The 14,082-nt window shown below is 32.3% G+C and carries 15 protein-coding genes; 7 read left to right on the forward strand and 8 right to left on the reverse strand.

Going from position 1 to position 14,082, the window contains the following annotated elements; translation table 11 throughout:
• Nucleotides 1–13: 13 nt before the first annotated feature.
• On the reverse strand, nt 14–394 hold the full coding sequence (locus tag QLS97_RS07745) for a PUR family DNA/RNA-binding protein (protein WP_099715976.1): 381 nt from the start codon (nt 392–394) through the stop codon (nt 14–16).
• 71 nt (nt 395–465) lie between these two features.
• A complete protein-coding gene (locus tag QLS97_RS07750) occupies nt 466–2,226 on the reverse strand; it encodes an ABC transporter ATP-binding protein (protein WP_282715649.1) in 1,761 nt (586 codons plus the stop codon).
• 201 nt (nt 2,227–2,427) lie between these two features.
• Between QLS97_RS07750 and QLS97_RS07755 the strand changes: the two genes are divergently transcribed.
• From QLS97_RS07755 to yajC, 3 genes are all read left to right on the forward strand, one after another.
• Nucleotides 2,428–3,534, forward strand: coding sequence for a Glu/Leu/Phe/Val family dehydrogenase (locus tag QLS97_RS07755; protein ID WP_282715651.1), 1,107 nt, complete (start codon nt 2,428–2,430; stop codon nt 3,532–3,534).
• A 186-nt stretch (nt 3,535–3,720) separates the two neighbouring features.
• Nucleotides 3,721–4,632, forward strand: coding sequence for a transcription antitermination factor NusB (nusB, locus tag QLS97_RS07760; RefSeq protein WP_282716474.1), 912 nt, complete (start codon nt 3,721–3,723; stop codon nt 4,630–4,632).
• 27 nt (nt 4,633–4,659) lie between these two features.
• Nucleotides 4,660–4,932: a preprotein translocase subunit YajC gene (gene yajC / locus QLS97_RS07765; RefSeq protein ID WP_099715973.1), complete on the forward strand. Its 273-nt coding sequence runs from the start codon at nt 4,660–4,662 to the stop codon at nt 4,930–4,932.
• A 76-nt stretch (nt 4,933–5,008) separates the two neighbouring features.
• Here yajC and QLS97_RS07770 read toward each other — a convergent pair whose 3' ends face one another.
• The 4 genes from QLS97_RS07770 to QLS97_RS07785 form a co-directional block, all read right to left on the reverse strand.
• Entirely contained in the window at nt 5,009–5,458 is a 450-nt protein-coding gene (locus tag QLS97_RS07770) for a hypothetical protein (protein ID WP_282715653.1), read from the reverse strand.
• A 291-nt stretch (nt 5,459–5,749) separates the two neighbouring features.
• Nucleotides 5,750–6,334 (reverse strand): YdeI/OmpD-associated family protein, encoded by a 585-nt coding sequence (locus tag QLS97_RS07775; protein WP_282715655.1) that lies wholly within the window; start codon nt 6,332–6,334, stop codon nt 5,750–5,752.
• Nucleotides 6,335–6,338: 4 nt separating this feature from the next.
• Nucleotides 6,339–7,592 carry a peptidase T gene (gene pepT, locus QLS97_RS07780; protein WP_282715657.1) on the reverse strand — a complete coding sequence of 418 codons (1,254 nt, stop codon included), beginning with the start codon at nt 7,590–7,592 and terminating at the stop codon, nt 6,339–6,341.
• 177 nt (nt 7,593–7,769) lie between these two features.
• Nucleotides 7,770–8,327: a hypothetical protein gene (locus tag QLS97_RS07785; RefSeq protein ID WP_282715659.1), complete on the reverse strand. Its 558-nt coding sequence runs from the start codon at nt 8,325–8,327 to the stop codon at nt 7,770–7,772.
• A 315-nt stretch (nt 8,328–8,642) separates the two neighbouring features.
• Between QLS97_RS07785 and QLS97_RS07790 the strand changes: the two genes are divergently transcribed.
• Nucleotides 8,643–9,662: a quinone-dependent dihydroorotate dehydrogenase gene (locus tag QLS97_RS07790; protein ID WP_282715660.1), complete on the forward strand. Its 1,020-nt coding sequence runs from the start codon at nt 8,643–8,645 to the stop codon at nt 9,660–9,662.
• Here the strand turns inward: QLS97_RS07790 and QLS97_RS07795 are convergent.
• Both QLS97_RS07795 and QLS97_RS07800 read right to left on the reverse strand, forming a co-directional pair.
• On the reverse strand, nt 9,648–10,358 hold the full coding sequence (locus QLS97_RS07795) for a DUF3307 domain-containing protein (RefSeq protein WP_282715662.1): 711 nt from the start codon (nt 10,356–10,358) through the stop codon (nt 9,648–9,650). The two genes, QLS97_RS07790 and QLS97_RS07795, sit on opposite strands and share 15 nt — an antisense overlap.
• Nucleotides 10,355–10,966 (reverse strand): hypothetical protein, encoded by a 612-nt coding sequence (locus tag QLS97_RS07800; protein ID WP_282715664.1) that lies wholly within the window; start codon nt 10,964–10,966, stop codon nt 10,355–10,357. Before QLS97_RS07800 ends, QLS97_RS07795 begins: the two co-directional genes overlap by 4 nt.
• A gap of 198 nt (nt 10,967–11,164) precedes the next feature.
• Between QLS97_RS07800 and QLS97_RS07805 the strand changes: the two genes are divergently transcribed.
• The 3 genes from QLS97_RS07805 (at nt 11,165) to QLS97_RS07815 (ending at nt 14,075) form a co-directional block, all read left to right on the forward strand.
• Nucleotides 11,165–12,028, forward strand: a complete 864-nt coding sequence (locus QLS97_RS07805; RefSeq protein WP_282715666.1) for a hydroxymethylglutaryl-CoA lyase — start codon at nt 11,165–11,167, stop codon at nt 12,026–12,028.
• A 101-nt stretch (nt 12,029–12,129) separates the two neighbouring features.
• Entirely contained in the window at nt 12,130–12,684 is a 555-nt protein-coding gene (locus QLS97_RS07810; RefSeq protein ID WP_282715669.1) for a hypothetical protein, read from the forward strand.
• A complete protein-coding gene (locus QLS97_RS07815; RefSeq protein ID WP_282715671.1) occupies nt 12,681–14,075 on the forward strand; it encodes a DUF5723 family protein in 1,395 nt (464 codons plus the stop codon). Before QLS97_RS07810 ends, QLS97_RS07815 begins: the two co-directional genes overlap by 4 nt.
• Nucleotides 14,076–14,082: the final 7 nt, after the last annotated feature.

Raw genomic sequence — 14,082 nt, forward strand, 5'->3', positions numbered from 1 at the left:
AGGGAACTAAAAATTAAATATCATCAAATTCAATATCAGTAAAAGTTGATGTTTGTGGTATAATTTCATCATCTGATTTCTCAGATGCATATTCTTTTTTGAAATCTTTTTGGTGTCTTTCTGAAATTACTTCTTCGCCTTTGTGGTTCAAAACATAAGAAGTCATTTCGCCAAGAATCTCTGCGAAAGCAGCAAAATCTTCTTTGTATAAATAGATTTTATGTTTTTTGAAATGGAATGATCCATCTTCTTCAGTAAATTTTTTGCTTTCGGTAATGGTAATGTAATAATCATCTGCTTTTGTCGCTCTCACATCAAAGAAATAGGTTCTTCTCCCAGCTCTTAAAACTTTAGAAAATATCTCTTCTTTTTCTAACATGTCATGTTCTCTCATAATCCTTTCTATCAATTTATGGTTGTTAAGTAGTATCCAAAAATCTAAAAAATATATGTATTATCCAACAATTATAGCATTTCTTTTTCTGAAAGTTGTTTCATATACAAAGCGGCGTAATAGCCTTCTTGATTTATCAATTGATTATGAGAGCCTTGTTGTATAATTTCACCCTTTTCTATGATGATAATTCTATCTGCATTTTTAGCAGAAGACACACGATGACTTACAATTATAGTTGTTTTGTCTTTACAAATTTCATATAAGTTGTTCAATATAGTTTCTTCGGTTTCGGTATCTACTGCAGATAAACAATCGTCAAAAAGTAAAATAGGAGGATTCTTAATAATTGCTCGGGCAATAGAAACTCTTTGTTTTTGACCTCCTGAAAGTGTAATTCCTCTTTCGCCAAGAACCGTTTCGTATTGTTTATTAAAGCCCATGATGTTATCATGAACAACGGCACTTTTTGCGGCTGATTCCACTTCTTGTGCAGTTGCATTCTCTTTACCAAACATAATATTATTCTTGATGCTGTCTGAAAACAAGAAAGCATCTTGTGGAACTATTCCGATGCTGTTTCGCAAATCAAAAAGATTGACGGTACTTATTTCGCTTCCGTCAATGGTTATTTTTCCATTGGTTACGTCATACATTCTGGAAATTAAGGACAAAATGGTAGATTTTCCAGACCCTGTTTTTCCTAAAATGGCTAAAGTTTCTCCTTTTTTTACGGTGAAAGAGATGTTTTGCAACGCTTTGATATTAGTGTCTTCGTATGTATAGCTTACATTTTCGAAAGAAATGGAACCTTCAATCACTGATTTATTCAGATTTTTATTTTTTATTTCGGGTTCAATTTTAAGGAATTCATTGAGTCGTTTCTGAGAAGCTTCGGCCTCTTGAACCATAGACGAAACCCAACCTAAAGATGCTACGGGCCAAGTAAGCATATTCACGTACAAAATAAATTCGGCAATAGTTCCAATGCTTTTTATAGAACCGTTGATGTACATTAAACCACCAAAATAAATTACGACTAAATTACTGATTCCTATCAGCGCCAACATTAAAGGTCCAAATAAGGATTGCACTTTGGCTAAATTCAAGCTTTTACTTTTGCTTTCATTGGCTAAATCAATCATATTGTTTTGATGTTGGTTTTCCAATGAATAGGCTTTTATCACTCGGATTCCTGAAAATATTTCTTGTGAAAAACTGGAAACTTTAGATAAATATTGTTGGAAAATAGTACTTCTTACATTGATTTCGGAGCTCAGTTTGAAAATGGCGTACGATAAAATTGGTAAAGGAAGTAATGTGTATAAAGTCAATATTGGCGATACATTATACATATAGACAATTACTATTGCAAAACGAATGACGGTATTTATGGTGTACATCACCGCCGGACCCACATACATTCTTACTTTTGAAACGTCTTCGCTGATTCGGTTCATTAAATCCCCAGTACGATTTTGCTTGTAGAAGTTCTGAGAAAGATTCTCATACTGACGGAATACTTCGTTTTTTAAATCAAATTCTATGTGGCGCGACATGACAATTAAAGTTTGTCTCATCAAGAAAGTAAGGAACCCAGCGATAATTGTAGTGGCAATAATCAATAGGATATTCGAAATTAATTCTTCGTGAATAAGTGATTTAGCCACGGTTTTATCTTTGGCGAAAGCCTCAATGACCTTGAATGATTTGCTAATCAACTTGGGTGTGAAAAGCATGAATATTTGTGCAATAATGGTAAAAATAATTCCTAGTAAGAAACTGTATTTGTATTTGACGAAATATTTATTTAAATAACGTAATTCTTTCATTTTTTATGATATTCTATGTTGAAATGATTTTATTTTTTAAAATAATTTTACTTTTGGATAATTTTAGCGATAAATTATTTAGTGAGTTAAATTATTGATTTGACAATTTTCAAACAAAAAATAAATACATATTTGTTTTTTGTTTAAATTTGGACTGTCTTTTTGACGAATTCGTAATTTATCACTATAAAAACTTACACTATGAATGCAGCTTTCGCAACTGGAAAGGAACTTCAAAAAATGGATCCCGTTTTTGGTCAATTATCATTTGATGATCACGAACAAATTGTATTTTGCAACGACAAAGATACAGGTTTAAAAGCAATTATTGGTATTCATAATTCGGTTATGGGGCCTGCTTTGGGTGGTACCCGAATGTATAATTATGCAAACGAATGGGAAGCATTAAACGATGTATTGCGCCTTTCTCGCGGTATGACTTATAAAGCAGCTATTACAGGATTGAATATTGGTGGAGGAAAAGCAGTTATTATTGGAGATGCTAAAACGCAAAAAACGCCTGAGTTGATGCGCAAGTTTGGTGAATTTGTACATTCTTTAAGCGGAAGATATATTACTGCTGAAGATGTAGGAATGGAAACCGCAGATATGGATATCGTTAGGGATGTAACACCTTATGTTACCGGAATTTCTGAATCAAGAGGAGGTTCTGGAAATCCATCACCTGTTACGGCTTACGGAGTATATTTAGGAATGAAAGCGGCTGCAAAACAACAATTTGGTTCTGATGTTTTGAGTGGCAAGAAAGTATTGGTTCAAGGAATTGGTCACGTAGGTGAAACTTTAGTTGATTATTTGACAAAAGAAGGAGCAATAGTAACAATTTCGGATATCAATGAAGATAGATTGTATGAAGTGGGAGCGAAGTACCATGCAGAAATTTTCAGAGGAGAAGATTTATATAGTGCAGATGTTGATATTTATGCGCCTTGCGCCATGGGAGCAACGTTAAATGACAATACAGTTTATAAAATTAAAGCAAAAGTAATTGCTGGTGCTGCCAATAATCAATTGGCTGATGAGAATGTTCACGGTGCAATTCTACAGGAAAGAGGGATTCTTTATGCTCCGGATTTCTTGATTAATGCAGGTGGAATCATCAATGTGTATGCTGAATTAGCGCATTATGATAAAGCGGAAATTATGCGTAAAACAGAAAACATTTATAACACAACATTAGAAATATTTGATTTTGCTATTGCGAACAAGATGACAACGCATCATGCTGCTTTGACTATTGCTCAAAATCGCATCAATCAAAGAAAAATAGAAAACAGTAAAAAGTAAAAAAAAAGTGCTCAGTTATCAGTATTCAGTGAACAATTTATTTCCGTTCACTGAATGTTGCTGATTGAAAACTTTAAAATAAGCGATTATATATTTTATTTTAAAAAATGAAATACTTATTTTTGCAGACTAATTAATAAAAGTTCTTACAAGGTGGTAAATAGAAGACACATTCGCGTTAAAGTAATGCAATCCATTTATGCGATGCATCAAAGCGGCTCAGATAATCTGGAAAAAGAAGAAAAATTCCTTTTTTACAGCATCGACAATATTCAAGATTTATACCTTATAATGCTTTCTTCCCTGATTGAAATTTGTAAAACAGAAACTATCTTTTTACATAAATCAAGTTTGAAACATCTTGCAACTCCTGAAGAACGTAAACCCAACGAAAAGTTCATCAAAAACAAAATTTTTCAAATTCTTGCCGAAAACAATTCACTAAGTATTGCGCTGGAAAACCGTAAAATTAATAATTGGTCTTTAAACGACGATTATATTTTATTGCTTCTGAATGATGTAAAAGCAAGTAAATTGTATGCGGATTACATGAGTAACTCAGTAAGTACATTTGAAGAAGACAGACAGTTTATCGTTGATTTATTCATGGATGTAATTGTTCCAAACGAGAAATTATATGAATATTTAGAGGATGATAAGTTAACTTGGGTTGACGATATTCCATTAGTAAATACGCATATTATCAAGCAATTGAAAGCGATTAAATCTGGCGAAGATGATAATTTCAGAGTTCCAAAATTGTATAAAGACAATGAAGACAAGGATTTTGTTAAAGATTTGTTCAGAAAAACAGTTTTAAACGAAACGGAATTAGCCAAAGAATACCTTGATAAAACACCAAACTGGGATACTGAAAGAATTGCCGAAATTGATACGATTATCCTGAAAATGGCAATCTGTGAATTTTTGAAATTCCCATCCATTCCCGTAAAAGTAACTCTTAACGAATATTTAGAAGTTGCCAAAGAATATTCTACGCCAAAAAGTAGTATTTTTATCAACGGAATTTTAGACAATTTAGTAAAAGAACTGGAAGCCAGCAAAAGAATCATTAAAGCTGGTCGTGGTTTAATGTAATTAATCAATAAAAAAAGAATTTAAATTATGGAACAATTAACTCAATTTGCACCGTTTTTATTAATGTTTGTGGTGATCTATTTCTTCATGATCAGACCACAACAGAAAAGAGCGAAAAATGAAAAAGAATTTGAAAGCAGCTTGAAAGTAGGTGATAAAATCATCACAAAAAGTGGTCTTCACGGAAAAGTTTCTGAGTTAGCGGATACAACTGTTGTTGTTGAAACGATGTCAGGAAAATTGAAAATGGAGCGTTCTGCTATTTCTATGGAAATGAGTGCAGTATTGAACAAAAAATAATTCTCATTTTAATGAATTAAAAAAGTCCCAACCGATTATTCGGATTGGGACTTTTTTTTGATAAAAAATAACAGTCTTATTTTTTATTCTTTTTATTCTTCTTCGCTTTTTTTGATTTTGCTTTGGCTTTTTTAGCTTTTATCTTGGCTTTAACTTTTGCTTTCTTAGCTTTATCCTTTTTGGCTTTTTTTGCCTTTTTGGCTTTTGCTTTCGCTTTTTGTTTCGCTTTCTCTTTTGCGTCGGCTTTCTTAGCCTTTTTCTTGTCTTTATCTTTCATCTTTACTTTGGTTTTAATCTTATTTTTACTTTTTTTCTGATTTGAAACGTCACTATCATCATTGTCTTCTAGACCAATAGTCGAAATTTCTATAGTTTCTGTTATGATTTCTTCAATTACAGGAGCTATAATTTCAACGGGTTCTGTTACAGGTTTAATAACTTTTGTTCTAGGAGCTCTAATTGGCTTATCAATTTCAGGTTTTGCTGGAGATACTGGATCTGTCTCCGCTTCTTTCTTTTGTATCATAATTTATAGAATTAGCTTTTATTCAATTTAACGAATAGTTGTTCAGTGTTACTAAATTATTAAGTGCTTGTAAGTAAATATAGTGATTTAATGCACTGGTCAATGTTAAGTTTTTCAGAATGATTTTGATAATTTATTCTGATTTACAGAAAATTGCAACCATGGGAAGAAGTATTTTCTTTTTTTAAAGAAAGAGATTGCATAGTTGATTTAGGGAATAACACTATGTTTTTCTAATGTAGTTTTGAATAAAAAAGCCCCAACTCTGAGCTTCAGAATTGGGACTTAATTTTATCGGTATTTATCATTTAAACCAATGCTTTCTTTTATCATTGGTTTAATTTTTTCGATCCGGGAACGCTTGGTTTCCTCTCGCTTTGCAGTTTCAATATATTCTAAGAATTCATATTGTTTGTAAGGAGAGAATTTTAGAAAAGCTTCTGCTAAATTGGCATCAGCATTTAATTCCTTTTGAAGAAGTTCAGAAACAATAGGTTCTTTTTTCTGTGGTTTGCTATTCTTTCCTTGTTTTTCATTGGCAATTGCTTCATTAATATACTCTAAAACTGCCGCTTCGTTGACTTCCTCTTTCGATGAAAAACGCCATTGTCGCAACGATTTGGTAACGCCTTCTTGCGCATTGACTAACGCCTTTTTTTTATCTTGCAATAAAACGCCATTGAAAAACCAAATTGTAAAGTAATTTTTGAATCCTCCAATTCCGAGTACGTTTTTACTATTCAAGACATAAACAATACCGCCCCATTTTGTTGTTTCCACGAGTTCCGTTTTGACAATAATTGATTTTAGAAGTTCTAATTCTTCTGACCAACTGTTGTTTTTCTCCCAAGAATGAGTCGTTTTTGAGGATTCCAATAGCTTATTTTTTAGATGAATCTTCTGTAGCTGTCAATTCCGCTATTTTTACAATTACTTCAACTGCTTTTTGCATACTTTCTACAGGAACATATTCATATTTCCCATGAAAATTGTGTCCGCCAGCAAAAATATTTGGGCAAGGCAATCCTTTATATGATAATTGAGAACCGTCAGTTCCACCACGAATAGGTTTTATAAGCGGTTTAATTCCTATTTCTTTCATCGCTTTTTCGGCAATATCCACAATATGTTTCACTGGCAGAACCTTTTCTTTCATATTGTAATATTGATCCTTTATCTCAGTGATAACGATATCTTCACCAAATTTTTTAGCAAATTTCTTATTGATTTTTCGAGCAATTTTTTCGATTAGTTCTTTACGTTTTTCGAACTTTTTCTTGTTATGATCGCGAATGATTAATTCCAAAACGGTTTCTTCAATACTTCCATTCAGATGATGTACGTGAAAAAAACCTTCATATCCTTTAGTTTCCTCAGGAGTTTCTCCAGCGGGCAGTTCGTTAATAAAAGCATTGGCAATCAACATAGAATTGATCATTTTTCCTTTGGCATAGCCAGGATGCACGCTTTTACCTTTGAAAGTGATTTTGGCGCCAGCTGCATTGAAATTTTCATATTCTAATTCGCCTATTTGGCTACCATCCATTGTATACGCCCAATCCGCTCCAAATTTCTCTACATCAAAATGATGTGCGCCACGGCCAATTTCTTCATCAGGTGTAAAACCAATTCTGATTTTTCCATGTTTGATTTCAGGATTGTTAACAAGGAATTCCATTGCAGTAACAATCTCGGTAATTCCGGCTTTGTCATCGGCGCCTAACAGTGTAGTTCCGTCAGTAGTTATTAAAGTTTGCCCTTTGTAAAGCAATAAATCTTTGAAATAACTTGGTGATAACACAATATTTTTATCTGCATTTAATACAATGTCTTTACCATCATAGTTCGATACAATTTGAGGCTTTACATTGGCTCCGGTAAAATCAGGGGAAGTGTCAAAGTGAGAAATAAATCCAATTACAGGAACTTCATGAGTTACATTACTTGGTAGAGTAGCCATGATATATGCTTTCTCATCAATTGTCACGTCCTGCAATCCAATTGTTTTAAGTTCTTCAACCAGTTTATTGGCTAAATTCCATTGTTTTGCTGTACTTGGCGTACTTTCTGATTTGTGGTCAGATTCAGTATCAATAGTTACGTAACTGATGAAACGGTCAATTATATGTTGCATTTTAATTTGTTTTGATGCAAATATAAACATTTTTTCAGGAGCATTTTGAAGTTAAGCAGCAACTAAATCTTGCAAATTAAAAATAATAATTGCATTGTTTGAACCTCAATAAACAATACTTTTTTTGGGGTAAAATAAACCTTTTTATATAAAAAAACCACCCGAAGGTGGTTAAATTTAATCTCTCATTTTATGCAACTTTTCTTCTGCTTTATCTAGATCTCCTTCCAGCTTATTTACTTTTATTTGTAGCTTACTGATTTTGATATTTTCTTTTTCAATTTCAGTAGAACTAAGCTTTCCTTTTGATTTTTTCTGTTCAAATTTTTCTTTGAGTTTGATTAAATTTCTTTCTTCATTTGAAATTTTTGTTTTTATCTTACTAATTGATTTTTCACTCGAAAGAATTTTGTCTTGTCGTTTGTCAAAAGCTTTTTGTTTTTTTTGAAAAGCTTTTTGCTCTTTTTCAATTTTATTAGCTTCTCTTAGTGCTTTTTTTTCTGATTTTATTTTATCCTTAAGAGCTTTAGCTTCTTTTTTTAATGCTTCTTTCTCTACTTTGGTCGCTAATTTCGCAGCAACTACTGGAGCCACTTTTAGGGTGTCTTTAATTGTTGTTACCGTAGTTATAGTCATTTTTGTGGCTAACTTTATGGTGTCAGATTTAATGTCTTGGGCAAAGAAAAGTTGAAAACTAGAAAGCAATACTACAGTGAAAAATAGTTTTATATTCATGGCTATGTGTTTTAAGTTGATAAAAATTTATATTTTACCCTAATTTATTTTATTACAAGATAAGAAAAACCATTTAAAAAATCATTTCTTATTTTTTGTTGAAGAATTTAAAACGGCAACTTTTGATTTTAAATCATTGATAATTAAAGAATTGAATTTTGTTGTTCAGGAGGTTTTGTGCTTTATTTAACTACTGTTTATTTATATTATTTCTTCTTTGGCTATAGCCAAATCAAATGTTGCTATATATTTTTTTTTCGAAATATTTAATTATCGATTAGATAGTTCTATTTTTGCATCAACAACACTACAACCATGTATAAAGTACTCATTCGTCCATTTCTATTTTTGTTTGATCCAGAAAAAGTTCATTATTTTACTTTTTCATTGATTCGATTTTTGTCTAAAATACCAGGTTTTACTAGTCTTTTTAGATTGCTTTACGAAGTAAAAGATTCAAGATTAGAGACTGAAGTTTTTGGTTTAAAATTTAAAAATCCTGTAGGTTTAGCTGCCGGGTTTGATAAGGACGCTAAGTTGTATAAAGAATTGTCTAATTTTGGTTTTGGTTTTATCGAAATAGGAACGCTAACTCCAAAAGGTCAGGAAGGAAATCCTAAAAAACGATTGTTTCGTCTGAAAGAAGACAGCGCAATTATCAATAGAATGGGTTTCAATAACGGTGGAGTTCAGGAAGCGGTGGAACGTTTGAAACAAAATAAAGGCGTTTTAATAGGCGGTAACATTGGTAAAAATAAATTGACGCCAAACGAAGAAGCGACTTCGGATTATGAAATTTGTTTTGATGCATTGTATGATTATGTTGATTATTTTGTAGTGAATGTAAGTTCCCCAAACACGCCAAATCTTCGAGCATTGCAAGATAAAGAGCCATTGACTCAATTGTTGCAAACGCTGCAAAATAAGAATTTGGCAAGGCCAAAGCAAAAGCCAATTCTCCTGAAAATTGCTCCAGATTTGACAGATGAACAGTTACTTGATATTATTGATATTATCAAGGAAACTAAAATTGCGGGGGTTATTGCTACTAATACCACGATTTCTCGCGAAGGATTACAATCTGAAAATAAAACAGAAATGGGTGGATTATCTGGAAAACCATTGACAAAACGTTCTACTGAAGTAATCCGTTTTTTATCTGAAAAAAGCAATAAAGCCTTCCCTATTATTGGAGTAGGAGGAATTCATTCTGCGGAAGATGCACTAGAAAAATTAGATGCAGGAGCAAGTTTAATTCAGTTGTATACTGGTTTTATTTATGAAGGTCCAGCTTTGGTCAAAGCCATAAACAAAAAGATTTTAGAAAGATTGTAATATCCCATATTTTACTAAAAGTCCTGTCAATAGAGCAATGCCAAAACTTAATAATGTTCCAATAAGAACATATTCAGTAAGTTTTCGGTCTTTGGCTTCTTTTAAATCTCCAAATCGGAAAATAGATTTTGCAGCCAATAAAAAACCAATAGCTTCAAAATTAGTAGTTATGACAAAGTAAAAAACAAATAAGCGTTCTAATATTCCGATGTAATTTCCAGCATTCGATAAGGAATCGTTACTTGTTTTGTTTTCAGGAGTCCAAATTGAAATGATATTCTTTATAAGTATCGATGTAGGTTTTGTCAGTAAAAGGATTCCGGTTGCAAAAATCCAAAATTGGTTGTCAAATGCTGCAAAATCAATGCGTTCGTTATTGTAAAGTAGTGTAATTCCCATGATTACAATAAGATGCAACAGTTGGTCAATTACAAACCAATTGCGTTTTGTTTTATTTTTTTGAAAATGTAATTTCAAAAAATCAATTCCTCCATGCGTTACCGCCAGCACAACTGCAAACCAAACAAAATCGGTTCCGCCAACTAAAATCCAAGCGAGAATAAAATGAAGAAGTGTATGAATATACAGACAAATGCTTTTGTGTTTTCTGTTTTCTTTGTCTAAAACCCAAGATGTAGGCTGTAACAAAAAATCACCAAGTAAATGTGCCAATAATAGTTTTACAAAAATAATCATACACTGAGGGTTTTAATTTTTTTTCTGAAATGATTATCTAGTTCCAGCACCAAATCAAACTGTGCTCGTTTTCGTCTGCGACTTACTGCGGCTTGATTTATACCAATTTTTACACCTATTTCTTCTTGAGAAAGCGATTTGTGTTCTATGGATACTAAAACAAATTCTGCTGATTGCGCCAGCCAATTATCCATAAAGGTCAATCCTAAACGAAGCATTAAATTCATTTCGGTATCTAAATCATTATTGCCGGAATTGATGGCTAAGGTCGTTTTTTGTTTTTTTAAAGTTTCAAAAAGCTCTCCCGAACGAACAAATGCTGTTCCGTTGCTTTCAGAAATTGTTGCTGCTGAATAGGTTTTATCGCCAAAACCTATACTCATTCTTGCGTCGAGCTTTAGTGTTTTTAGATAGGCCTTAATTTGCAAAGCTGTCAATAGCGCTTCTTGAGGATTTATAATTTCGATCTGAAATTCGTCTCCACGATAAATTTCCCATTCACTCGGATTTTTACCTTTGGTATTCAACAGTTCTTTCAAACCGTCAATCCATATTGTAGAAGGTAGTTTTCTCGAGTTAATAATGTCTCCTGTGATTATACTTATCATAATTCAAATATAATTAAAAAATCAAGTTCAATTTTAAAAGTTTAGAATCTAAATATTACCAAATTACGTAATAATATTTATTATTACCAAATTATGTAATATTTTAATTTATTACCAAATTATGTAATAGAATCAATTTTAGAAAATTTAAAAATCATAATTTAAAAATCATAATTGTTTTTCTATCTTTGGCTCTCTATGGAGCCAATAAAAATTATAGAATGTCCACGTGATGCCATGCAAGGCATAAAGCCTTTTATTCCTACGGCAAGAAAAGTGACTTATATTCAGTCTTTATTGCGTGTAGGTTTTGATACTATAGATTTTGGAAGCTTTGTTTCGCCTAAAGCGATTCCACAAATGCAAGATACCGCTGAAGTTTTGGCACAACTTGATTTATCACAAACCAAAAGTAAATTATTGGCAATTATTGCAAATACGCAAGGAGCAACTCTAGCTTCAAATCATTCTGAAATACAGTATTTAGGATTTCCATTTTCGATTTCTGAGAATTTCCAAATGCGGAACACCCACAAGACGATTGCTGAATCATTAATTACGTTACAAGAAATCCTAGAAATTGCAGATAGCACGAATAAAGAAGTTGTAGCCTATCTTTCTATGGGATTTGGTAATCCTTACGGAGATCCTTGGAGTGTTGAAATAGTAGGAGAGTGGACTGAAAAATTAGCTTTAATGGGAGTCAAAATCTTATCACTTTCGGACACGGTAGGAAGTTCGACACCAGATGTGATTTCGTATTTGTTTTCGAATTTAATTCCAAAATACCCAAAAATAGAATTTGGCGCTCATCTTCATACGACACCTGATAAATGGTTTGAGAAAATTGACGCAGCTTATAAAGCGGGTTGTCGTCGTTTTGATGGTGCTATTCAAGGTTTTGGCGGATGTCCAATGGCAACAGATGATTTGACGGGTAACATGCCTACAGAGAAACTATTATCCTATTTTACTTCTCAAAAAGAAAAAACGGATATGAGTCCTATGAGTTTTGAAAGTGCTTACAATGAGGCTTCTAAGTTGTTTGGTGAGTTTCATTAAATAGAAAGAATAGTAATTGAACTTTAAATATTGAAAAAATAATAAGTTTATGATTGACACGTTAGTTATACAGTTCCCTAATTTACTTTTAATAGACTAATATGATGAAACTACGGGCCATCCATAGAATCTTAAGTATACTAATTCTGATATTATTTTCATTTTCATGCGCAAGTGATTTAGATTATAATCAAGTTAATGATATAAAATTAGAACCTATATTTATATCAAATTTAGCTTATTTTGATGTTCAGGCAAATCAGTTTGTAACTGAAGGAGTTGAACAAAACGTAATTTTTGATGCGCCAACTGTTGATGTGTTCAGTGAAAAATTTTTCACGGAAAAGTTGAATAGAGTCGACCTTTTTTTTGAAATTAACAATACTATAAATAGAAGCTACAGAATGGATCTAGTATTTCTGGATAGAAATAATCAGCCTGTTCATTCCACAAATCTTATTGTGCCTGCTTACTCCGGTGTAGAAAATATAGTTACTAAAACTGAAATATTTCAAAATGCTACCTTGGACTTATTAAAAAGGACAACTAAAATTACCTTCACACTCACCATGCTTGCTGGACCACCATTAAGCGAAAGTAGTGTAGGGAGTATAAAATTACGTTCAGGAGTAACCGCTTATTTTGTAGTAGAATGAGAAAAAAAATTTTGATTTTTGTTCTATTTCTAACAGTAGGTAGCTTTTCACAAAACAAACAAATTTTATATAATTTCACTTCGGTGCCTCAGTCTTTGTTGACAAATCCGGGTTCTGATGTGAAGTACAATTGGTATTTTGGGATTCCTTTATTGTCTGGTATTTCTACAAATGTTGGTTCGAGTGGATTCTCAGCGTATGATTTATTTGCAGATAACGGAGTCGATTTTAATGTGAAACTGAGAAATGTAGTGTTTTCCACAACACGAAAAGATAGAATAGCCCTAAACGAACAAATAGAATTATTTAATGGAGGTTTTAAAATAGCTGGAGAACAAGGGGATTCCTATGTTTCTTTTGGTGTGTACCAAGAATTTGATTTTATGAGCTATGTTCCTAAAGATATTGCAATTTTGGCTTTGGACGGAAATAGAGATTATTTGGGTAAAGTTTTCAATTTAGGAGATTTGAATGTAAAAGCAGAAATGCTTTCTGTTTTTCATCTTGGATTTCATAAAAAGATAAATGAAAAATTTATTCTAGGAGCGCGAGGAAAGATCTATTCCAGTATTTATAATGTCAATTCCACTAATAATTCAGGATATATTTATACTATTCCTTCCACACAAGGGGTTTATGAGCAAATGATTTATTCGAATTTGCAATTCAACACATCGGGGATTGCTAAATATGATGACGAAGATTATGATCCAAATGTGGTAAAAGATATTACCAAAAGAGCTTTTTTAGGAGGTAATTTAGGTTTGGGATTTGATGCCGGTCTGACTTATTATCCAAAGAAAAATATTCAATTAACAGCAAGTGTTATTGATTTTGGTTTTATAAAACATACTAATGAGGTAGAAAGTTTGACTTTTAAAGGAACTTATAAATACGAAGGAGTTATTCCCAAATTCAGTTCTGGAAATTCAGCAGAAGATGGATATCAAGAATTTAAGGATGCTGTTCCTTTGGATACTTTGTATGCTGATTATACAACTTGGCGGCCTACAAAATTCAATACTTCCATTCAATTTTCATTCGAAGAAGAAAGGGCAGAAGATTGCAATTGTCTTAATTACGATCCAGAAACCATTTATAAAAGTGCTGTAGGAGCTCAATTATTTGTGATGTCTACCCCAAGAACGCCTTTAGTTGCTTTTACGACCTACTACAGAAGAAAAATTTTCAATTCCTTGCAAATGAAAGCAACCTATACCATAGATTCCTATTCCTATAAAAATATAGGATTGGGATTGTCCAGTATGTTTGGACCGGTGAATTTCTATGTTCTTGCCGATAATCTTTTGGAATATAGGGATGTCACTAAAGCCAATAGTCTGTCTTTTCAGCTAGGTCTTAATGTTATTTTTAAGGATAGTAAAAAATAATATTGGT

It is taken from the genome of Flavobacterium yafengii, from assembly GCF_030010375.1.
GTDB classification, from domain to species: Bacteria; Bacteroidota; Bacteroidia; order Flavobacteriales; family Flavobacteriaceae; genus Flavobacterium; species Flavobacterium yafengii.